At 58.6% G+C, this 20,535-nt stretch carries 19 protein-coding genes; 13 read left to right on the plus strand and 6 right to left on the minus strand.

Translation table 11 applies throughout. The annotated features are described in order from the left end of the window. Positions 1–57: 57 nt before the first annotated feature. The 6 genes from AC3ZVB_RS03700 (at position 58) to AC3ZVB_RS03725 (ending at position 7,088) form a co-directional block, all read left to right on the plus strand. Positions 58–1,422 carry an aspartate aminotransferase family protein gene (locus AC3ZVB_RS03700; RefSeq protein ID WP_490145791.1) on the plus strand — a complete coding sequence of 455 codons (1,365 nt, stop codon included), beginning with the start codon at positions 58–60 and terminating at the stop codon, positions 1,420–1,422. Between the two features lie 196 nt (positions 1,423–1,618). Continuing rightward, positions 1,619–2,716, plus strand: coding sequence for a polyamine ABC transporter substrate-binding protein (locus tag AC3ZVB_RS03705; RefSeq protein WP_490145865.1), 1,098 nt, complete (start codon positions 1,619–1,621; stop codon positions 2,714–2,716). Between the two features lie 254 nt (positions 2,717–2,970). Further along, complete coding sequence (locus tag AC3ZVB_RS03710; protein ID WP_162438401.1) at positions 2,971–4,068, plus strand: polyamine ABC transporter substrate-binding protein; 1,098 nt, start codon at positions 2,971–2,973, stop codon at positions 4,066–4,068. A gap of 73 nt (positions 4,069–4,141) precedes the next feature. Then, positions 4,142–5,284, plus strand: coding sequence for an ABC transporter ATP-binding protein (locus tag AC3ZVB_RS03715; protein WP_162438400.1), 1,143 nt, complete (start codon positions 4,142–4,144; stop codon positions 5,282–5,284). 35 nt (positions 5,285–5,319) lie between these two features. After that, positions 5,320–6,201 (plus strand): ABC transporter permease subunit, encoded by an 882-nt coding sequence (locus tag AC3ZVB_RS03720; protein WP_178114308.1) that lies wholly within the window; start codon positions 5,320–5,322, stop codon positions 6,199–6,201. Further along, complete coding sequence (locus AC3ZVB_RS03725; protein WP_194690991.1) at positions 6,198–7,088, plus strand: ABC transporter permease subunit; 891 nt, start codon at positions 6,198–6,200, stop codon at positions 7,086–7,088. Before AC3ZVB_RS03720 ends, AC3ZVB_RS03725 begins: the two co-directional genes overlap by 4 nt. A 125-nt stretch (positions 7,089–7,213) precedes the next feature. Here AC3ZVB_RS03725 and AC3ZVB_RS03730 read toward each other — a convergent pair whose 3' ends face one another. Continuing rightward, on the minus strand, positions 7,214–7,855 hold the full coding sequence (locus AC3ZVB_RS03730; protein ID WP_490145792.1) for an HD domain-containing protein: 642 nt from the start codon (positions 7,853–7,855) through the stop codon (positions 7,214–7,216). 321 nt (positions 7,856–8,176) lie between these two features. Between AC3ZVB_RS03730 and AC3ZVB_RS03735 the strand changes: the two genes are divergently transcribed. After that, complete coding sequence (locus AC3ZVB_RS03735; protein WP_490145793.1) at positions 8,177–9,142, plus strand: GlxA family transcriptional regulator; 966 nt, start codon at positions 8,177–8,179, stop codon at positions 9,140–9,142. Positions 9,143–9,268: 126 nt separating this feature from the next. Here AC3ZVB_RS03735 and AC3ZVB_RS03740 read toward each other — a convergent pair whose 3' ends face one another. After that, the gene (locus AC3ZVB_RS03740) at positions 9,269–11,680 is read right to left on the minus strand and encodes a penicillin acylase family protein (RefSeq protein ID WP_490145794.1); all 2,412 of its coding nucleotides are present in this window, start codon (positions 11,678–11,680) and stop codon (positions 9,269–9,271) included. Positions 11,681–11,794: 114 nt separating this feature from the next. Continuing rightward, positions 11,795–12,376 carry a DUF6436 domain-containing protein gene (locus tag AC3ZVB_RS03745; RefSeq protein ID WP_162438394.1) on the minus strand — a complete coding sequence of 194 codons (582 nt, stop codon included), beginning with the start codon at positions 12,374–12,376 and terminating at the stop codon, positions 11,795–11,797. Positions 12,377–12,472: 96 nt separating this feature from the next. On the opposite strand from AC3ZVB_RS03745, the gene bipL reads away from it, so the two are divergent. Next, complete coding sequence (bipL, locus tag AC3ZVB_RS03750) at positions 12,473–13,420, plus strand: phospholipase BipL (protein ID WP_490145795.1); 948 nt, start codon at positions 12,473–12,475, stop codon at positions 13,418–13,420. A gap of 11 nt (positions 13,421–13,431) precedes the next feature. Here the strand turns inward: bipL and AC3ZVB_RS03755 are convergent, their stop codons facing one another. After that, positions 13,432–14,169: a DUF2059 domain-containing protein gene (locus AC3ZVB_RS03755; RefSeq protein WP_162438392.1), complete on the minus strand. Its 738-nt coding sequence runs from the start codon at positions 14,167–14,169 to the stop codon at positions 13,432–13,434. Positions 14,170–14,277: 108 nt separating this feature from the next. Here AC3ZVB_RS03755 and AC3ZVB_RS03760 point away from each other — a divergent pair, with 108 nt between their 5' ends. Both AC3ZVB_RS03760 and AC3ZVB_RS03765 read left to right on the plus strand, forming a co-directional pair. Next, positions 14,278–14,910: a 2OG-Fe(II) oxygenase gene (locus AC3ZVB_RS03760; protein WP_490145796.1), complete on the plus strand. Its 633-nt coding sequence runs from the start codon at positions 14,278–14,280 to the stop codon at positions 14,908–14,910. Between the two features lie 2 nt (positions 14,911–14,912). Beyond that, positions 14,913–15,398, plus strand: a complete 486-nt coding sequence (locus tag AC3ZVB_RS03765; RefSeq protein ID WP_490145797.1) for a 2-thiouracil desulfurase family protein — start codon at positions 14,913–14,915, stop codon at positions 15,396–15,398. Between the two features lie 129 nt (positions 15,399–15,527). On the opposite strand, the gene AC3ZVB_RS03770 is transcribed toward AC3ZVB_RS03765, so the two are convergent. Further along, a complete protein-coding gene (locus tag AC3ZVB_RS03770; protein ID WP_194690998.1) occupies positions 15,528–16,115 on the minus strand; it encodes a transporter substrate-binding domain-containing protein in 588 nt (195 codons plus the stop codon). A gap of 133 nt (positions 16,116–16,248) precedes the next feature. On the opposite strand from AC3ZVB_RS03770, the gene AC3ZVB_RS03775 reads away from it, so the two are divergent. Continuing rightward, on the plus strand, positions 16,249–16,674 hold the full coding sequence (locus tag AC3ZVB_RS03775) for a DUF4399 domain-containing protein (protein WP_162438388.1): 426 nt from the start codon (positions 16,249–16,251) through the stop codon (positions 16,672–16,674). 63 nt (positions 16,675–16,737) lie between these two features. On the opposite strand, the gene serA is transcribed toward AC3ZVB_RS03775, so the two are convergent. Further along, positions 16,738–17,967 (minus strand): phosphoglycerate dehydrogenase, encoded by a 1,230-nt coding sequence (serA, locus tag AC3ZVB_RS03780; protein ID WP_162438387.1) that lies wholly within the window; start codon positions 17,965–17,967, stop codon positions 16,738–16,740. Positions 17,968–18,330: 363 nt separating this feature from the next. Here serA and AC3ZVB_RS03785 point away from each other — a divergent pair, with 363 nt between their 5' ends. Next, positions 18,331–19,725, plus strand: a complete 1,395-nt coding sequence (locus AC3ZVB_RS03785) for an FAD-binding oxidoreductase (protein WP_490145798.1) — start codon at positions 18,331–18,333, stop codon at positions 19,723–19,725. 37 nt (positions 19,726–19,762) lie between these two features. Then, on the plus strand, positions 19,763–20,428 hold the full coding sequence (locus tag AC3ZVB_RS03790) for a fumarylacetoacetate hydrolase family protein (protein WP_490145799.1): 666 nt from the start codon (positions 19,763–19,765) through the stop codon (positions 20,426–20,428). The last annotated feature ends 107 nt before the right edge of the window (positions 20,429–20,535 follow it).

The raw sequence follows: 20,535 nt of genomic DNA on the forward strand, positions 1-20,535 counted from the left end.
GCGCTGCGGCGCGACAGGAAATAGTCGCGCCTTCACTGCAAACTTAGGAGAATTCGCATGACCAATAACAATCCGCAAACCCGTGAGTGGCAAGCGCTGAGCAACGACCACCACCTGGCCCCGTTCAGTGACTTCAAGCAACTGAAAGAGAAAGGCCCGCGCATCATCACCAGCGCGAAGGGCGTTTACCTCTGGGACAGTGAAGGCAACAAGATCCTCGACGGCATGGCCGGCCTGTGGTGTGTAGCCATCGGTTACGGTCGCGATGAACTGGCCGATGCCGCCAGCAAGCAAATGCGTGAACTGCCTTACTACAACCTGTTTTTCCAGACCGCTCACCCGCCTGTGCTGGAGCTGGCCAAGGCCATCGCCGACATCGCGCCTGAAGGCATGAATCACGTGTTCTTCACCGGTTCCGGGTCCGAAGGTAACGACACCATGCTGCGTATGGTTCGTCACTACTGGGCGATCAAGGGGCAGCCGCAAAAGAAAGTCATCATCAGCCGCAAGAACGGTTATCACGGTTCCACCGTGGCCGGCGCGAGCCTGGGTGGCATGACCTATATGCACGAACAAGGCGACTTGCCGATCCCGGGCATTGTCCACATCGCCCAGCCTTACTGGTTTGCTGAAGGCGGGGACATGACGCCGGAAGAGTTTGGTGTATGGGCCGCCAATCAGCTGGAAGAAAAGATTCTGGAAATCGGCGTTGATAACGTCGGTGCCTTTATTGCCGAGCCGATCCAGGGTGCCGGTGGCGTGATCATTCCGCCAGACACCTACTGGCCGCGCATCAAGGAAATCCTCGCCAAGTACGACATCCTGTTCGTGGCGGACGAAGTGATCTGTGGTTTCGGCCGCACGGGTGAGTGGTTCGGTTCCGATTTCTACGACCTCAAACCGGACATGATGACCATCGCCAAAGGCCTGACGTCGGGCTATATCCCGATGGGTGGCCTGATCGTGCGCGACGACGTGGTCGCGGTGCTCAACGAGGGTGGCGATTTCAACCACGGTTTCACCTATTCCGGTCACCCGGTGGCCGCTGCGGTGGCGCTGGAAAACATCCGCATCATGCGCGACGAAAAAATTATCGACCGCGTTCACGAAGAAACGGCACCTTACTTGCAGAGTCGCCTACGGGAATTGAGCGATCACCCGTTGGTGGGTGAAGTGCGCGGTGTAGGGCTGTTGGGGGCAATCGAACTGGTTCAGGACAAGGCCACTCGCAAGCGTTACGAAGGCCGTGGCGTCGGCATGATTTGCCGGACATTCTGTTTTGAAAATGGCCTGATCATGCGCGCCGTGGGCGACACCATGATCATTGCTCCGCCGCTGGTCATCACCAAGGCGGAAATCGATGAGCTGGTGACCAAGGCTCGCAAGTGTCTGGACCTGACCCTGAGTGCGTTGCAAGCCTAAGTGCTAGGCTCTGAGCGGGGTGTGAAATTCGCATTTCGCTCAGAGCAAACAAAGGATGGGTCTTTCCTTGAAAGCCTGCCTTGTATCTTGCCAGACTACCCGTTGTTTTAGTTGCCCAGGAAAGGCCGCTGGCTCTTGGTTAACAAGAACGTGGTTAAAAAGAATAATTGGAGCATTACCCATGAAGGCATTAGGTATGAAGATAGCTGGCAAGACCCTCCTCGCCATGTCCCTGATGGGCGTGATGGCAGGCGCAGTTCAGGCGGACGACAAGGTTCTGCACGTGTACAACTGGTCCGATTACATCGCACCGGATACCGTCAAGAAGTTCGAGGCCGAGTCGGGGATCAAGGTGGTCTACGACGTATTCGACAGTAACGAAACCCTTGAAGCCAAGTTGCTGGCAGGCAAGTCCGGCTACGACATCGTTGTACCGTCGAACAACTTCCTGGCCAAGCAAATCAAGGCCGGCGTCTATCAGAAACTCGACAAATCCAAACTGCCTCTGTGGAAAAACCTGAACCCGGATCTGCTCAAAGCGGTATCGGTCAGTGACCCGGGCAACGAACACGCGTTCCCGTACATGTGGGGTTCGATCGGTATCGGTTTCAACGCCGAGAAGGTCAAGGCTGCACTGGGGGCTGATGCACCTACAAATTCCTGGGACCTGATTTTCAAACCGGAAAACGCTGCGAAGTTGAAAGCGTGCGGGATCAGCGTCCTCGATTCGCCAACCGAGATGATTCCGGTGGCGCTGCACTACCTGGGCTATCCGACCGACAGCCAGGACAAGAAGCAATTGGCTGAAGCCGAAGCACTGTTCCTTAAAGTCCGTCCTTCGATTGGCTACTTCCACTCGTCCAAGTACATCTCTGACCTGGCCAACGGCAACATCTGCGTAGCCATCGGTTACTCGGGTGACATCTACCAGGCCAAGTCCCGCGCAGCTGAAGCCGGTGACAAGGTGAAAGTCAGCTACAACATTCCGAAAGAAGGTGCCGGCAGCTTCTATGACATGGTCGCCATCCCTAAAGATGCCGAGAACGTCGAAGGTGCCTACAAGTTCATGACCTTCCTGATGAAGCCGGAAATCATGGCTGAAATCACTAACGCCGTACGCTTCCCGAACGGTAACTCCGCGGCAACACCGTTGGTTGATAAAGACATCACCAGCGACCCGGGCGTTTATCCGCCAGCGGATGTTCTGGCCAAGTTGTACGCGATTGCCGACTTGCCGGCCGCCACGCAGCGGATCCTGACCCGCAGCTGGACCAAGATCAAATCGGGTAAATAAGTAATAACCCTGTAGGAGCGAGCTTGCTCGCGAAAAAATTCGTAACGCCGCGGGGTGTCAGGCACCACGCGTTATCGTTGACGACTATCGCGAGCAATCGAGCGTCGACCGGCTGCTCCTACAAGGGCCTGCATAAAAGTTTTGCTGGAACGGTTTTTCGAGGGTAAGTTGCGCGCCGGTTTTGTTGCAGGGCTGCTAATGCTGTCATGTAACACGGGGCAACTTGGGCCCAACTAATTTTAGAGGACCTCCACTTGCCTATTTTTTCTTTGTTGCGCAATGCCCTGCTGGTTGGTGCCGGACTGACACTCGCTGTCAGTGTCCAGGCTGCCGGTACGGTGCATATTTATAACTGGTCGGACTATATCGGTCAGACCACCCTGGCGGACTTCCAGAAAGAAACCGGCATCAAACCGGTGTATGACGTCTTCGATTCCAACGAAACCCTGGAAGGCAAATTGCTGGCCGGGCGTACCGGTTACGACGTCGTTGTGCCGTCCAACCACTTCCTCGGCAAGCAGATCAAGGCCGGCGCTTTCCAGAAGCTCGACAAGTCCCAACTGCCCAATTATTCGAACCTCGACCCGGTGCTGCTCAAGCGCCTGGAACAGAACGATCCGGGCAACCTGTATGCCGTGCCGTACCTGTGGGGCACTAACGGCATCGGTTACAACGTAGACAAGATCAAGGCAGTGCTGGGCGTCGACAAGATCGATTCGTGGGGTGTGCTGTTCGAACCGGAGAACATCAAGAAGCTGCAAAGCTGCGGTGTAGCCTTCCTGGATTCCGCCGATGAAATGATGCCGACGGTCCTCAACTACATGGGTCTGAACGCCAACAGCACTAATCCCGAAGATTACAAAAAGGCTGAAGCCAAGTTGCTGGCTGTGCGGCCGTACGTCACGTACTTCCATTCTTCCAAATACATTGGGGACCTCGCCAACGGCGACATCTGCATCGCGATCGGTTTCTCCGGCGACATGTTCCAGGCCAAGAACCGCGCCGACGAAGCGAAGAAAGGCGTGAACATCGCCTACTCGATTCCGAAGGAAGGTGGCGCGCTGTGGTTCGACATGCTGGCGATTCCAAAGGACTCGTCCAACGTCAAGGAAGCTCACGCATTCATCAACTATCTGCTGAAACCTGAGGTGATCGCCCAGGTCAGTGATTACGTCGGCTACGCCAACCCTAATCCGGGGTCGGACAAGCTGATGGAGCAATCCATTCGCACCGACGAAGCGGTTTATCCACCGCAAGCCGTCCTCGACAAGACCTATGTGTCCATCGAGTTACCACCAAACATTCAACGTTTGATGACCCGCAGCTGGACCAAGGTCAAGTCGGGTAAATAGCTTCAAGGCTCAAACTATCCAAGGTTGGCTCACCTTGAGCGAACTGCACTCTTTTTTTCTGGGAGTTTCGTAAATGGCAGTTGCCTCCGGCGCCTATAAGAAAGCCCTCGAGGGCGACCAGACACCTAAACAGGTGTTGGTCAAAATCGACCGGGTCACGAAGAAGTTCGACGAGACGATTGCCGTGGACGATGTGTCCCTGGAGATCAAGAAAGGCGAGATTTTCGCCTTGCTCGGCGGTTCGGGATCGGGCAAATCCACGTTACTGCGCATGCTCGCGGGTTTCGAGCGGCCTACGGAGGGGCGCATTTTCCTCGATGGCGTAGACATCACCGACATGCCGCCTTACGAGCGGCCGATCAACATGATGTTCCAGTCCTACGCCTTGTTCCCGCACATGACCGTGGCGCAGAACATCGCCTTCGGCCTCAAGCAGGACAAGATTCCCGCCGCTGAAGTCGATGCTCGCGTGGCTGAAATGCTCAAGCTGGTACAGATGAGCCAGTACGCCAAGCGCAAGCCGCACCAATTGTCCGGCGGTCAGCGTCAGCGTGTGGCGCTCGCACGTTCCCTGGCCAAGCGACCGAAGCTGTTGCTGCTCGACGAACCGATGGGTGCCCTGGACAAGAAACTGCGTTCGCAAATGCAGCTGGAGCTGGTCGAGATCATCGAGCGCGTCGGCGTAACCTGCGTCATGGTGACCCACGACCAGGAAGAGGCCATGACCATGGCCGAGCGTATCGCGATCATGCACCTGGGCTGGATCGCCCAGATCGGCAGCCCGATCGACATCTATGAAACCCCGACCAGCCGCCTGGTCTGCGAATTCATCGGCAACGTCAACATCTTCGAAGGCGAAGTGATCGACGACGCAGAAGGTCACGCGATCATTACCTGCAAGGACCTGGACCGGAAAATCTACGTCGGCCACGGCATCAGCACCTCGGTGCAGGACAAGTCGGTCACCTACGCAATCCGTCCGGAAAAACTGCTGGTTACTGCAGACATGCCGACCTGCGAATACAACTGGTCCAGCGGCAAGGTCCACGACATCGCCTACCTCGGCGGTCACTCGGTGTTCTACGTCGAATTGCCAAGCGGCAAGCTGGTGCAGTCCTTCGTGGCGAATGCTGAACGCCGTGGCCAGCGTCCGACCTGGGGTGATCAGGTCTACGTGTACTGGGAAGACGACAGCGGCGTGGTGCTTCGCTCATGAACATGCGCAAATTCAAACGCCGCCTCAATCGAATAATTCCCGGTGGCCGCCAGTTGGTCATCGGGGTTCCGTTCATTTGGCTGTTCCTGTTCTTCATGCTGCCGTTCTTCATCGTTCTGAAGATCAGCTTCGCCGAAGCCGACGTGGCCATCCCGCCGTACACCGAGATCTACAACTTCGTTGACCAGAAGCTGCAGGTGCTGCTCAACCTGGGCAACTACGCGATGCTCGGCGACGACGAGTTGTACATCGCCGCGTACCTGGGCTCGTTGAAGATGGCGCTGATCAGCACCGTCCTCTGCCTGCTGATCGGTTATCCAATGGCCTATGCCATCGCCAGTGCCCGCAAAGAAATGCAAACGGTGCTGGTGCTGCTGATCATGATGCCGACCTGGACCGCGATCCTGATTCGCGTGTATGCGTGGATGGGCATCCTCAGCAACAACGGTCTGCTCAACGGTTTCCTGATGACCATGGGCTGGATCAATGAACCGCTTCAGATCCTCAATACCAACCTCGCGGTGTATATCGGCGTGGTGTATTCCTATCTGCCGTTCATGATCCTGCCGCTCTACGCCAACCTGGTGAAGCACGACAACAGCCTGCTGGAAGCCGCGTCCGACCTCGGTTCGAGCACCTTCAACAGCTTCTGGAAAATCACCATTCCCCTGTCCAAGAACGGCATTGTTGCTGGCTGCATGCTGGTGTTCATTCCCGTCGTGGGCGAGTTCGTGATCCCGGAACTGCTGGGCGGTCCGGAAACCCTGATGATCGGTAAAGTGCTCTGGCAAGAGTTCTTCAATAACCGTGACTGGCCGGTGGCGTCTGCCCTGGCGGTGGTGATGCTGGCGATCCTGATTGTGCCGATCATTCTGTTCAACCGTAGCCAGGCCAAAGAAATGGAGGGCAAAGAATGAAGCGCTTCCGTTTCTCAAGCTTCATGTTGGTAGTGGGTCTGCTGTTCATCTACGCGCCGATGCTGATCCTGGTGATCTACTCGTTCAACGCTTCCAAACTGGTAACGGTGTGGGGCGGCTGGTCGATCAAGTGGTACGTCGGCCTGATGGATAACACCCAACTGATGGGCTCGGTGGTGCGCTCGCTGGAAATCGCCTGCTATACGGCGATTGCGGCAGTCGCGCTGGGTACACTGGCAGCTTTCGTGCTGACCCGTATCACCCACTTCAAGGGTCGCACGCTGTTCGGTGGCCTGGTCACCGCGCCGCTGGTAATGCCTGAGGTGATCACCGGTCTGTCGCTGTTGCTGCTGTTCGTGGCGATGGCGCAGATGATCGGCTGGCCGCAGGAACGCGGCATCGTCACCATCTGGATTGCCCACACGACGTTCTGTGCGGCGTACGTGGCGGTCGTGGTGTCGGCGCGCTTGCGTGAGCTGGACCTGTCCATCGAAGAGGCAGCCATGGACCTGGGGGCGCGGCCATGGAAGGTGTTCTTCCTGATCACCATCCCTATGATCGCGCCTTCGCTGGCGGCGGGCGGCATGATGTCCTTCGCGTTGTCGCTGGATGACCTGGTGTTGGCGAGCTTCGTGTCCGGCCCGGGCTCGACGACCTTGCCGATGGAAGTGTTCTCGGCGGTGCGTCTGGGCGTGAAGCCTGAGATCAACGCCGTGGCCAGCCTTATTCTGCTGGCGGTGTCGCTGGTGACGTTCCTGGTCTGGTTCTTCAGCCGCCGTGCCGAAGAGTCGCGCAAGAAGGCGATTCAGCAAGCGATCGAAGAAAGTGCTGCAGATTCGTGGAAGCAACCGGACGTGCGTCGCGCGCAGGCACCGGAAGCGGTTTGATAGCGCTTTAGATCAAAAGATCGCAGCCTGCGGCAGCTCCTACAAAGGAAAGTACCCCGCCATTTCGCGGATGTACCACCGAACTGTAGGAGCTGCCGCAGGCTGCGATCTTTTGATTTTTATGTTCAGGAAACCCAAGGCGACTTGCGAATAATCTCGACAAAGTTCATCGGCTTGAAGCCCGGCTCACTGTCCACCAGCACGTCCGCGTTCACGGTGCCGAACGTCGTGTCCGGTTTGTGTTTGAAGCCGTTGGCGAAGGCGCACAGGATGCACTCCTTGAACCCGTCACCCCGTGGATGCGCATGCACCACTGCCTCTCGCTGCCCGTTGGAAAACGCCGCGTAGTCGATACCCAGCACATCCATCTCGACCCCGGCAGTGACCAGCGCCACGTTGGGCCGCAAGTGTTGCGGCACGCCCGGTGTGGTGTGCAGGGCAATCGACAGCCACACTTGTTCGATATCGTCATCCGAAAGACCGTAAGGTTTCAGGAATGCCTTGGCGGCGTTGGCGCTGTCGACTTCAAAGCGTTCATCGTCAGTGCGATGACCTTCCACCAACCCCAGATCATGGAACATCGCGCCGACGTAAAGCAGCTCGGGATTGTATTCAAGCTGCTTGCGTTCACCGCTCAGGGCGCCAAATAAAAACACCCGGCGGGAGTGGTGGTACAGCAAGTCGGATTCGACGTCGCGGATGTACTCGGTAGTGGCCCTGGCCAATGCGCTGTCGGGGATTTTGATACCGGCGATGATGCTGCTCATGGGTGCTTTCCTCGTGGGGAACGCCGTGGCGGCGCTGATGGAACAAGTCTGTTCCCGCCACCCTGAGCGGACAATCGATGCATGGCTGCGATCCTTGCCAATGAGCATGCATATCGCGCCAACCTCGCTTGTCAGGCCGGGATTGGCTAACGTGGAAGCCAGATCACGCACACATCCCTGTAGCAGCTGCCGAGGCACGAGGCTGCGTTGGGCTGCGTAGCGGCCCCGAAGGCGGTCCTGCGGACACGCAACGCAGCCTCGTGCCTCGGCAGCTGCTACAGGTATTAAGTGCAGTCAGGGCCTTCGAGGGCGTTTCCCGTCATGAGTAAAACCGTCGCCATCGTGGTATTCGCCGGCGTTCAGTCCCTGGACGTTACCGGCCCCATGGATGTGTTTTCCGAGGCCAATCGCTTCCTGCCTCCGCAGGATCACTATCGGCTGGATGTCATCGGCGTCGAGCGCGGGATGATGCCTTGTTCCAATGGCTTGTCGCTCAATGCGCATCGCCATTTCAGCGAGGCGCTGGAAGCTTACGACCTGTTGCTGGTGGCCGGTGGGCCGCAGTTGCCCTTCATGAATTTCAGCCCGACTTTCGATGCCTGGCTGCGTGACGCCTGCGCGCGGGCGAAACGCTTTGGTTCGATCTGCAACGGCGCCTTCATGCTCGCCCGGGCAGGGTTGCTGGAGAGGCGGACCGTGACGACGCATTGGGGCGATGCGGCGGCATTGGCTGCGTTGTATCCGTCGACACAAGTGGACGCCGATCGTCTTTACGTGCAGGACGCCGAGCTCTTTACGTCGGCAGGGGTCACGGCAGGGATCGATTTGTCGCTGTATCTGCTGGCCCAGGATCACGGCCCGGAAATCGCGTTGAGCGTGGCGAAGCGACTGGTGGTGTTCACGCAACGCTCGGGCGGGCAATCGCAATTCAGTCCGTTCCTGACCCCGCACGCTGAACCGACGTCGGCGGTGGCATTGGTTCAGCTTTACGTTCTGGCAAATCTCAATGGCGATCTGACCCTCGCCGACCTGGCCAATGCCGTCAACATGAGCGCCCGCAACTTTTCCCGGGTGTTTGCCAAGGAAGCAAAAATCACCCCGGCGGAGTTTGTCGAGCGGGCGAGGGTGGATGCAGCACGGGTGATGCTCGAAAGCACCGCTTCGCCACTCAAGACAGTGGCGTATCAGTGCGGTTTCCGCGATGCACAACACATGCGCAGTGTGTTCAATCGTCGGCTTGGGGTAACGCCGCAGCAGTTCAGGTTGAATTTTGCGGCGATGGTTTGATCCGGAATGTGTGTTGTTCTTATGGGCCCCATCGCTAGCAGGCTAGCCCCCACATTTGGTTCGGTGCGCGCAGTTCCATTGTGGGAGCTAGCCTGCTAGCGATGGGGCCAGTCCAGTCCGAAGATTTTACTGGGCACCCCGCGCCGGCAACAGCTTCAGCGTACTGCGCGTATTCGCCGTCACTTCCTCATCACTGAGATAAGCCTGGAAGTAGAGCCCTTCGATGTACGCCTCAGCCTGATCCTCATAATGACCATCGAACGGCACGCCGCTCTGGCCGACCGGGTTGATGGTCAGGCTGTGGGCCGGGTCGGCGAAGTCGATCAGCCGGCGGGTCGAGGGACCATAAGTGACCGGCCACGGCGCCGGCCCGATCTTGGCGGAAAGATTGTTCGGTACTTCATGGCTGCCCGGTGCTGCGAACGGGCCGACATTGAAGATCCGGTCCAGTGGTTTCTGCTGCCCCAGCGGATGCACGTGAGTCAGCGTGTGCGCCTTGCCCCACTGCCATTGCGTGACATCCGTGCCGAGGGTTGTGTTGAGGTGAGCAAGGCTCGCCTGCCACGCCGTCTTGACCGTGTCGGCGCGGGTTTCCTTGCCGAGGGTGGTGCGGTTGTCCCACCACGGCGAGTCGGCAGTCGCGGCCAGGCGCGGCAGTGCGGCATCGATCACCCGAGTCGAGAGCAGAGTTTCGAAGAAAGCATCTCCCAGCTCGTCGTGCATCGCCGCGTCAGCGAGGTTGAACAGGAACTGGTTGAACAGCGTGGCACTGGTGGAGTCGAGCGGGTAATCGCCTTTCCACTGCGCCAGTTGCTCCACCAACTTGAGTTCGGCGGGACTACTCACGACTTCACGCAACACCGGCAGCAACGGCGCCAACAGTCGCGGACCGTAGCCGGTGGTGGTGCCCAGCTGCAGCTTCTGGCTGGTGTCCAGATCCCACTTGATGGCTTTGTCGCTGAGCTGGCGATTGAGCTGCTGCCCACGGTCGGGCAGGTTGTAGTAGCCGGGAATCTCCATGCCGGTCGGTGATACGGGCTGGAAGTTGGCGGAGACGATGTAGCCGCGCGCCGGGTTTTCTTCCTGCGGGTTGGCGCTGAACGGGTAAAAACCATCCTTGTCCGACTCGGCGGTGCTGCCGTCGAGAATGAAATTTCCGTTGACGCCGGCAGGTCGCTTGGGCAGTTGCGCCGCTGCCCACCAACCGATGTCGCCCTTGGCATTGGCCCACACAACGTTCAGGCCCGGTGCCTGGATCTTGGCAGCGGCACTGCGTGCCTTGGCCAGGGTGTCGGCGCGGTTTAGCTGGTAGAAGCCTTCGAGAATCGGGTTCTGGCTTTCCAGGAATCCCCACCACATGGCAATCGGGGTTTTGCCGACGCTGGTGCCTAGGGCATCGTTGACGATCGGACCGTGGGGCGACTGGCGCAGCACCAAGGTAACCGGCGCCTGACCCTTCACGGCGATCTGTTGTTCGCTGGTCACCATGTCGACCCATTTGCCGCGATACCAGACCTGATTGGGATTGCCCGGATTGACCTTCTCGGCGATCAGGTCCATGTCATCGTTCTGGAACATGGTGATGCTCCAGCCGAAATCGCGGTTCATCCCCAGCGAGGCAAATGGCATCAAGGCCTGATAGTGACCGTAGAGGTCGAAACCGGGCGCCGAGAGTTGCGCCTCGTACCACACCGACGGCGCGGAGAAGCGGATGTGCGGATCACCTGCCAGTAACGGCTTGCCGCTTTTGGTGCGGTTGCCGGCCACGACCCAGGCGTTACTGCCCTCGAACTGAGGCAAACCGTTATCGGCCAGTGCTTGTTCGCTCAAGCGGGCGAGGGTATTGAGGTCTTTCCAGTCCGCGCTGCCAAGGGCCGGCGCCGCGCCACCGTGACTGTTCGCCAGCACGCCTTTGGGCTGCCAGTCGAGGTCGAAGACGTTCAGGTAATTGGGCCCGAGTTGATCGCGCACGTAGGTCAGCAACGGCTCGGTGCGAAACGCGACGGCAAAGCTGTACGCCATATAGCCGGCGATGCTGATGGTGTCCTGGGCTGTGAACGGACGCTTTTGAATGCCCAGCACGTCGAACTCTGCAGGTTTCGCATGGGTGTCCTGATACTGGTTGATTCCGTCCAGATAGGCCTGCATGGCAATGAACGCCGGTGACTGTTTATCCAGGTTGGCGAGGTAGGTTTCGGCGCGTTCGCGAATACGCAGGCTGCGCATCAGCTTGTCGGTATCGAGCAGTTTCGGGCCGAGCACCTCAGCCAGTTCGCCACGGGCGAGTCGGCGCAGGATTTCCATCTGGAACAGACGGTCCTGTGCATGCACATAGCCGAGCGCGCGGTAGAGGTCTTTTTCATTTTCAGCGCGGATGTGCGGGATGCCGCGCTCGTCGTAACGCACGGTGACTGAACCCTGCAGGTGTTGCAGTTCAACCATGCCCTGGCGTGTCGGCTGCTTGCTGTAGACGTACCAGCCAGCGCCCGCGGCAAGCACGACTATGAGCAGGACGAGGGCAGTCAGGAGACGTTTCATGGTGGTTCCTTGTTCTTGTTATTAGTGGCAGCTATTCCCTGGCGTCACTGTTTAACACGGCTTACTGAATAGGCCCATCGCCCGTAGGAGGGATTCGTGTTGCCTGGTTTGTCCCTACTTCGGTGTATCGACCGGCCATGGGCAGTAACACCCCACCGCCAGTGTGTGCGTGGCACTCACCGGGCGGCCTTCGTTCAAAGCCTGGAGAATCGGTTCGATGAAGCTGTTACTTGAATTGCACGTCAGGCCTTCGCTGTAGGGGCCGAAATACGCCAGCTTGCCGGTGCGATCCCAGATCGCCACGGCCGGGCTGGCGGGGATCTGTTCGGAGCCGGGCAGCACGGTGATGGTCTTGAGGCTGCTCAATGTGCTCGGTAACTGGCCGTGACTGCCGGGCTTTTGCACCGAGTAAAATTCGACACCTTGCGGCACATAGCGAGCCACCAGTTCGGTGAGGTGCTGTTGATTGCCGACGTTGCAGGGGCAGGCCGGGTCCCAGAAGTGCACCAGGCGAATGGCGCCGGGACCGGCGAGGTCGTCAGGCAGGCGCAGCGGGTCGCCGGAGAACACGGCGGTGTGCTCGCTGAACGCACGCAGGTAGCGCCCCTGAAACCAGTCGTAGGCAGCCCACAACACGGCGGCACACACGAGGGCGAGCAAGCTGGCGAACAGTGTGGTGCGGTAGACCGGGCGCATGGGTATCATCCTTAGAGGTCGGCTAGCTTGCCATGCTTGCCGCGACAGATGAATATCGCAGCCCCATAAAGTCCGTTTCACCTGCTGGAATTACTCATGTCTGCCACTTTCGCCCCCGATCATTTGCGCGACAGCCTGCGGCCATTGGCCGAGGGGCAGCCGTTGTCGGTGGAAGCGCTGGCCTATCAGCGTTTTTATGGCCTCGATTTCCCGGGGCGGGAACTGCGCAGTGGCTTGGGCCGTTTTGCGGTCGATGGGTATCAGGTGGTCAGCCAGTTCTGGTGGCCAGCACGGGCGAAGGCGACGCTGTTTCTGTTTCACGGTTTCTACGATCACACCGGGCTGTATCGGCATGTGATCGAGTGGGCGCTGGATCAGGGCTTCGCGGTGATTGCCTGCGATTTGCCGGGGCATGGCCTGTCCAGTGGCGAGCGGGCGAGCATCATGGATTTTTCGGAGTACCAGGACACGCTGCAAGGGCTTTTCGCGGAGGCGCTGTCCCTTGATATGCCGCAGCCGTGGCACCTGTGCGGGCAAAGCACGGGAGGAGCGATCGTGATCGATCATGTGCTCAATCAGGGTGCTGACAGCCCGGCGCAGGGCCAGGTAATCCTGCTGTCGCCGCTGGTTCGGCCGCGCGCCTGGGGCTGGTCGCAATTGAGTTACTACCTGCTCAGACCCTTCGTTAAAGCCATCGCCCGGCGCTTCAGCGAAAACTCCAACGACCCGGATTTCTTACCCTTCCTGCAAGCCGATCCGCTGCAACCGCTACGTCTGCCGACCGCCTGGGTGGGTGCGTTGGCGCGCTGGATCAAGCGTATCGAGGCGGCACCCAACAGCTTGCGTCGGCCGCTGATTGTGCAGGGGCAGGCGGACATGACGGTGGATTGGGAACACAACCTTGGGGTGCTGAAGGCCAAGTTCGATCGGCCGCAGGTGTTGATGTTGCCGCAGGCGCGGCATCACCTGGCGAATGAGACGCAGGCATTGAGAGCGGAGTATTTCGGGTTTTTGACGAAGCGGATCAAGGGGCGAAATCTATAGCGTCCTGGATGCTAAGGATTCTGCCCCACCGCCAACCCCGCCCGAATCGCCGCCAGCGCCGCCTGATAGTAAGCCTTGCCTTCAGCAGACTCGGCAAAGGTGGCGAACTCTTCCAGTTCGTTATCCGACAGGTCGCGATAAACGTAGAGCAGCGTGTTGTTCAGGTCGCTGCCAATTTGTTCCATCAAGCGCTGGCGCTGACCATTCAACATGCCTTGAGCCTGACCGCCACCGAGCAAACCCGGAATCATCGAACTCAGACTGTCGGCCGCGACACCGGCAATTGCCAGGCTGACCTCGGCGCCGGCTTCGCGGGCGGGCAGTGCCTGAGCCAGGTGGCCGATGATGAGCAAGCGGCTGTCGCTGGCCTCGATTTTCGGTAAACCCTTGGCGTTTTTTGCCAGTTGATCACGACGGGTCGCGAGTAACTCGGCGGCGACGATTTTCTTGCCCAGCGGCGACTGGAAAAAGGTTAGCGCGGGCTTGGGATCGGCCAGCACCTTGCGCAGTTGTGCCTCTGCGCGCTGATCGACAGCCTGGGGGGCGAAACGCTGATTGCTGTTGTTGACCAATGCCTGAAACACCGCCGGTGGCAGGCTGTTCTGGTAACGCTGCTGGGCGGCCGAGAGGGCGTCGTTAAAGTGCGCGCGTTGTTCCGGCCAGCCGGCGACCTTGTACAGCTGATCGTGGCCGTCTGCCCAGGCGGGCATTACGCAGAACATCAACAGTGAGAAAAGCAAACGGCGCATAGGGACTCCTGTCAGCAGGCGACTATTCTCCGTGTGGTATCCGGACTTGTCGAGAATTCGTATCAAGCCGCTGCGCGGCTCTGTCGGATTTGCAGGCACAGGAATACTATGCGCGCCATGCAAATACCCTCTGATCATCCGCTGCTGTTACGTATCGTCGACGACCTGGCTACACAGGGTTGGTCACAGCAGAATATTTTCCTGCCTCTGGGTCTGACCCGGGAACTGGCGGCTGAGTGCCATAAACGTGCGGCCGAAGGTGAATTGGCCCCGGCAGCCGTGGGACGCGGACCGACATCGGAGATTCGCGAGGGCATCAGGGGTGACCATATCCAGTGGATCGAGCCCGGTCAGGCATTGGCGTGCGACAGCTATTTGCAATTGATGGACAGCCTGCGCGAAGCGTTGAATCGGGGCCTGTACCTGGGGCTGGAAGACTTCGAAAGCCATTTCGCACTGTACCCGCCCGGTGCTTTCTACCTCCGGCACGTGGATCGCTTTCGCGACGATGATCGCCGCATGGTCTCGGCGGTGGTCTACTTGAATGACGCCTGGCTGCCAGAGCACGGCGGTCAGTTGCGCATGTACCTGAATGGAGGCACCGAACACGATGTGGTGCCGGTCGGCGGATGCCTGGTGGTGTTCCTGTCGGGTGAAGTCCCTCACGAAGTGATGCCCGCCACCCGAAATCGCCTGTCTTTGACGGGCTGGTTCCGACGTCGCGGCAACGAGCCTTTCTAATCATGCAAAAGATACTGGTAAGCCGTTGCCTGCTGGGTCACCGGGTTCGTTATGACGGCGGCGCCAGCGGGCCTTTCGATCAGCTTCAACAATGGATCGACGAAGGTCGGGTCGTACCCTTGTGTCCGGAAGTCGCCGGAGGATTGCCGACCCCGAGGGCGGCGGCGGAAATCCCGGGCGGACAGGGCGCTCAAGTGCTCGATGGACAAGTGTCGGTTATCACCACCGAGGGCGAGGACGTCGGCGCGCAGTTTTTGTCCGGGGCCTATCAGGCGCTGGAGCTGGTGCAAAAGCACGGTATCCGTATTGCCGTGCTAAAAGCGAACAGCCCGTCCTGTGGGAATTTGCTGACTTATGACGGGACGTTCAGTGGGGTGAAGGTCAGTGGCGAAGGGGTGACGGCCGCGTTGCTGAAGCGCCATGGCGTTCAGGTCTTCAGCGAGCTGGAGCTGGCCCAAGCAGCGCAGGCTCTTACTGCGCAGGACTGACCATCACCACAAAACTACTGTGGGAGCGAGCCTGCCCGCGATGAGGCCATGTCAGTCAACAAAGATGTTGGATGACAGACCGCTATCGCGAGCAGGCTCACTCCTACAGTGGTGCGCATCAGTCTGAAATTATGGCTTCGGCGCGACGCTCGTGTCCGACTCCAACCACTTCTGCTCCAGCGCCTCCAGTCGTCCATCGGCCTTGATCCGCGCCAGTGCATTCTCCAGGCTGGCATGAAACGCCGGATTTCCCTTCTGAAACGGAATCGCCAGGCTCACCGGCGCAGCTGCTTTGGGCTTCTCCTGCGCCAGTGTCTGCACCAGCAGCATCGAGCGCGGCTCTTCTTCTTTCTGCGCGATCAAATCCGCTTTGGCGTAACTGTAAGGTTCGCTGAAGTCGAAACGATCCTTGAGTTCCGGGGTCACTGCTATGTGATTGATGGCGACGTCGTACTTGCCGCTCTCGACGCCGGGCAACAGATCGTTGGAGTCGACGACGACGAAATCGGCACGCACGTCCAGCTCATTCGCCAGCAGCTGACCCAATTCGACTTCAAAGCCTGTTAGTTTGCCGTCATCCTTGAAATTGAAGGGCGGTGTATTAGCCTCAAGGGCAATGCGCAATTCGCCGCGGTCGTTCACGTCGTCAATCAGTTCGGCATGAGCCAGCGGGCTCAGAAGAGGTAACAGGCAGATCAGGCCAGGCAACAAGCGCATGGTCACTCCTTGAATTCATTATCGCGAGTCTTTGGTTTGGCTCGCTTTGCTATGGTTGTCGAGTGCCTTCGACAACAAATGGTCATGAAGTTGTCATGACTGCACGGATTTTACGAAAAAACTGGAGAAGAGAATGAAAACCTTTATGTCACGAGCAGCATTCGCCGGCCTGTTGTTGAGTGCTTCGATGATGGCAATGGCTGCGACTCCGGCCCCCAAGGGTGCAGAAGTATTTATCGTATCTCCCGAAGACGGTGCCACCGTCCCGGAAACCTTCACCGTCAAGTTCGGCGTCAAGGACGTGTCCCTTGCCCCTGCCGGTGACGTTACCAAAAACACCGGTCACCACCATTTGCTGATCGACGTCGACAAACTGCCAGCCGCCGGCGCACCGATTCCGCTGGACGCCAACCACATGCACTTCGGCAAGGCGCAAACCCAGGCCGAGATCAAACTGGCACCGGGCAAGCACACCTTGCAGCTGGAACTGGGTGACAGCGGCCACATGCCGTTCGATCCGCCAATCGTGTCGAAGAAGATCACCGTGACTGTGAAGTAACTGTTTCACGGTCATGAAAAAGGGAGCTCCGAGGAGCTCCCTTTTTTTTCACTCAAGTCACTATCAGAACAACACACGGCAACGAATGGTGCCGTTGATGTGCTGCAGTTTCTCTTGGGCGATTTCCGAGTAGTCTGCATCGACGTCGATCACGACGTAACCGACTTTCTCGTTGGTCTGCAGGAACTGACCGGAAATGTTGATGCCGTTTTCGGCGAAGACCTTGTTGATCTCGCTCATCACACCCGGAATGTTCTCGTGGATGTGCAGCAGGCGGTGCTTGCCAGGGTGAGCCGGCAGGGCCACTTCCGGGAAGTTGACGGAGGAAACCGAGGTACCGTTGTCGCTGTACTTCACCAGTTTCTCAGCGACTTCCAGACCGATGTTGGCTTGCGCCTCTGCGGTGGAACCACCGATGTGCGGGGTCAGGATCACGTTGTCCAGGCCACGCAGCGGGCTTTCGAACTCTTCGTCGTTGGAGCGAGGCTCCACCGGGAATACGTCGATGGCCGCGCCGATCAGGTGCTTGTCCTTGATCGCGTCCGCCAGTGCGTCGAGCTCGACCACGGTACCGCGAGCCGCGTTGATCAGGATGCCGCCCTTCTTGATGGCGCGGATTTCCTTCTCGCCGATCATCCACTGGGTCGCAGCGGTTTCCGGAACGTGCAAGGTGACGATGTCGGACATGCCCAGCAGTTCGGTCAGGCTGGCAACTTGCGTTGCGTTGCCCAATGGCAGCTTGGTCACGGTGTCGTAGAAGTACACCTTCATGCCCAGGCCTTCAGCCAGGACCGACAGTTGAGTACCGATCGATCCGTAACCGACGATACCCAGCTTCTTGCCCCGGATTTCGAAGGAGTTGGCCGCGCTCTTGATCCAGCCGCCACGGTGGCAGGAAGCGTTTTTCTCAGGGATGCCGCGCAGCAACAGGATCGCTTCGGCCAGCACCAGCTCGGCAACGGAACGGGTGTTGGAGTACGGGGCGTTGAACACCGCGATGCCGCGTTCGCGAGCTGCGTTCAGATCGACCTGGTTGGTGCCGATGCAGAAACAACCGACAGCCACGAGCTTCTTCGCGTGATCGAAGATCTCTTCGGTCAGTTGAGTGCGGGAGCGAATGCCGATGAAGTGCGCATCAGCGATCTTTTCCTTCAGCTGGGCTTCCGGCAGAGAACCCGTGAGGTACTCGATGCTGGTGTAGCCCGCCGACTTGAGAACGTCGACAGCCGATTGGTGGACGCCTTCGAGAAGAAGGAACTTGATCTTGCTCTTATCGAGAGAAGTCTTGCTCATCTGCGTAAACCTGTATCCCGGAGAAAATTGGCAGGAAGTAGTCAGGGTGCCCTGTCCTATACGTACTGTTCCTTTTTGACGGCGTCTGTTGACGTCATGCTGCGTTGCCGCTCCTCGCCATAGCCAGCTATGACTCGTCGCGGCGCCTTGCTTGACGGCAACAGCCACTCGTCAAAAGAGGAACGTACGTATAAAACAGGGCACAGAATGCTGACCCGGACGGCAACAATGCCGTCACCGCAGAATGGCCGTTGGGCACTACCCTGCGGGGTCGGTATGCTAGCATATGCACCCCGCTAAACACTCATTCCTGCGACGTGAAGCGTTCTCAGGATGACCATGAATTGTTCGAGAGTTCTGTCGATGACCAATCCTGCCCTGATTGATGAGCTGAAGACCCTGGTTGAGCCTGGCAAGGTGCTGACCGATGCCGACTCCCTGAATGCTTACGGTAAGGATTGGACCAAGCATTTCGCCCCGGCCCCGACTGCCATCGTGTTTCCCAAGACCACCGAACAGGTTCAGGCCATTGTCCGTTGGGCCAATGAGCGCAAGGTGGCGCTGGTACCGTCCGGTGGTCGTACCGGGCTTTCCGCTGCGGCAGTGGCCGCGAATGGCGAAGTGGTCGTGTCGTTCGACTATATGAACCAGATCCTCGACGTGAACCTGACCGACCGCACCGCGGTTTGCCAGCCAGGCGTGGTGACCGAACACCTGCAGAACGTTGCCGAAGAGAACGGCCTGTACTACCCGGTGGACTTCGCTTCGGCAGGTTCGAGCCAGATTGGCGGCAATATCGGCACCAATGCCGGCGGGATCAAGGTGATTCGCTACGGCATGACCCGCAACTGGGTGGCCGGCATGAAGGTCGTCACGGGCAAGGGCGATCTGCTGGAGCTGAACCGCGACCTGATCAAGAACGCCACCGGTTACGACATGCGCCAGTTGTTTATTGGTGCTGAAGGCACGCTCGGTTTTGTGGTTGAAGCAACCATGCGCCTCGATCGGGCACCTAAAAACCTGACCGCAATGGTGCTCGGTACGGCGGATTTCGATTCGATCATGCCGGTTCTGCACGCGTTTCAAGGCAAACTCGACCTGACCGCTTTTGAATTCTTTTCCGACAAGGCACTGGCCAAGATCATGGCCCGCGGTGATGTACCGGCCCCGTTCGAAACCGATTGCCCGTTCTACGCGCTGCTGGAATTCGAAGCGACCACTGAAGAAGTGGCCAACCACGCCCTGGAAACCTTCGAGCATTGCGTTGAGCAGGGCTGGGTGCTGGACGGCGTGATGAGCCAGAGCGAAACCCAACTGCAAAACCTCTGGAAGCTGCGCGAATACATCTCCGAAACCATCTCTCACTGGACGCCTTACAAGAACGACATTTCGGTCACCGTCTCGAAAGTCCCGGGGTTCCTCAAGGAAATCGACGCGATCGTCGGCGAACATTACCCGGACTTCGAAATCGTCTGGTTCGGCCACATCGGCGACGGCAACCTGCACCTGAACATCCTCAAACCGGAAAACCTGAGCAAGGACGAGTTCTTCGCCAAGTGTGCGACCGTGAACAAATGGGTGTTCGAAACCGTCGAGAAGTACAACGGTTCGATTTCCGCCGAGCACGGCGTGGGCATGACCAAGCGGGATTACTTGACCTACAGCCGTTCACCGGTCGAGATCGAGTACATGAAAGCCGTCAAGGCAGTGTTCGACCCGAATGGCATCATGAACCCGGGCAAGATCTTTGCTGTTTGACTTTCGAACTTAAGCGCTACGAATCAGGAGTCGGTCCATGAGCTATCAGCACCAGTATCTCGACGGTACGCGTATTCACTTCCCGTTGGGCAAAGTCGTGTGCATCGGACGCAATTACGCCGAACATGCCAAGGAGCTGGACAACCCGGTTCCTACCGAGCCGCTGTTGTTCATCAAGCCGGGCAGTTGCGTGGTCCCGCTGGAAGGCGGTTTCAGCATTCCGACCGAGCGCGGTTCAGTGCATTACGAGGCGGAAATTGCTGTGTTGATCGGCAAGCCGCTGTCGACCAAGCCGAGTCGTGAAGAAGTGCTCGACGCGATCTCCGGCTTCGCCCCGGCCCTGGACCTGACCCTGCGTGACAAGCAGGCCGAACTGAAATCCAAAGGCCTGCCGTGGGAAATCGCCAAATCGTTCGACGGCGCGGCGGTGATTGCTCCATTCGTGTCCGGCAGCACGTTCGCTGACCTGACCGACATCGGCATTCGCCTGACCATCAACGGTGAAGTTCGCCAGGACGGCAACAGCAGCGCGATGCTTAACCCGATCGTGCCGATGATTCAGCACATGGCAGGCTGCTTCTCGCTGCAGGCCGGTGATGTGATCCTGACCGGGACTCCGATGGGTGTGGGTCCGCTGAATGTTGGTGATGAACTGGTCATCGAATTGCCGGGCGCGAGCAGTTTCAGTACCAGCGTTCGCTAACCACCGCAAGCCTCTGTAGGAGCTGCCGCAGGCTGCGATCTTTTGATCTGTTTTTTTCAAGATCAAAAGATCGCAGCCTGCGGCAGCTCCTACAGGGGGCTCTCTCA

This window comes from Pseudomonas sp. MDV22-iso1 (assembly GCF_058145095.1).

Bases quoted from the DNA above. Each gene is read 5' to 3' on its own strand.
- AC3ZVB_RS03705 (WP_490145865.1), top strand. From the start codon at position 1,619: ATGAAGATAGCTGGCAAGACCCTCCTCGCCATGTCCCTGATGGGCGTG.
- AC3ZVB_RS03775 (WP_162438388.1), top strand. From the start codon at position 16,249: ATGAAAACCTTTATGTCACGAGCAGCATTCGCCGGCCTGTTGTTGAGT.
- AC3ZVB_RS03745 (WP_162438394.1), bottom strand. From the start codon at position 12,376: ATGCGCCCGGTCTACCGCACCACACTGTTCGCCAGCTTGCTCGCCCTC.
- AC3ZVB_RS03725 (WP_194690991.1), top strand. From the start codon at position 6,198: ATGAAGCGCTTCCGTTTCTCAAGCTTCATGTTGGTAGTGGGTCTGCTG.
- serA (WP_162438387.1), bottom strand. From the start codon at position 17,967: ATGAGCAAGACTTCTCTCGATAAGAGCAAGATCAAGTTCCTTCTTCTC.
- AC3ZVB_RS03730 (WP_490145792.1), bottom strand. From the start codon at position 7,855: ATGAGCAGCATCATCGCCGGTATCAAAATCCCCGACAGCGCATTGGCC.
- AC3ZVB_RS03755 (WP_162438392.1), bottom strand. From the start codon at position 14,169: ATGCGCCGTTTGCTTTTCTCACTGTTGATGTTCTGCGTAATGCCCGCC.
- AC3ZVB_RS03700 (WP_490145791.1), top strand. From the start codon at position 58: ATGACCAATAACAATCCGCAAACCCGTGAGTGGCAAGCGCTGAGCAAC.
- AC3ZVB_RS03735 (WP_490145793.1), top strand. From the start codon at position 8,177: ATGAGTAAAACCGTCGCCATCGTGGTATTCGCCGGCGTTCAGTCCCTG.
- AC3ZVB_RS03790 (WP_490145799.1), top strand. From the start codon at position 19,763: ATGAGCTATCAGCACCAGTATCTCGACGGTACGCGTATTCACTTCCCG.
- bipL (WP_490145795.1), top strand. From the start codon at position 12,473: ATGTCTGCCACTTTCGCCCCCGATCATTTGCGCGACAGCCTGCGGCCA.
- AC3ZVB_RS03740 (WP_490145794.1), bottom strand. From the start codon at position 11,680: ATGAAACGTCTCCTGACTGCCCTCGTCCTGCTCATAGTCGTGCTTGCC.
- AC3ZVB_RS03760 (WP_490145796.1), top strand. From the start codon at position 14,278: ATGCGCGCCATGCAAATACCCTCTGATCATCCGCTGCTGTTACGTATC.
- AC3ZVB_RS03765 (WP_490145797.1), top strand. From the start codon at position 14,913: ATGCAAAAGATACTGGTAAGCCGTTGCCTGCTGGGTCACCGGGTTCGT.
- AC3ZVB_RS03785 (WP_490145798.1), top strand. From the start codon at position 18,331: ATGACCAATCCTGCCCTGATTGATGAGCTGAAGACCCTGGTTGAGCCT.
- AC3ZVB_RS03770 (WP_194690998.1), bottom strand. From the start codon at position 16,115: ATGCGCTTGTTGCCTGGCCTGATCTGCCTGTTACCTCTTCTGAGCCCG.
- AC3ZVB_RS03715 (WP_162438400.1), top strand. From the start codon at position 4,142: ATGGCAGTTGCCTCCGGCGCCTATAAGAAAGCCCTCGAGGGCGACCAG.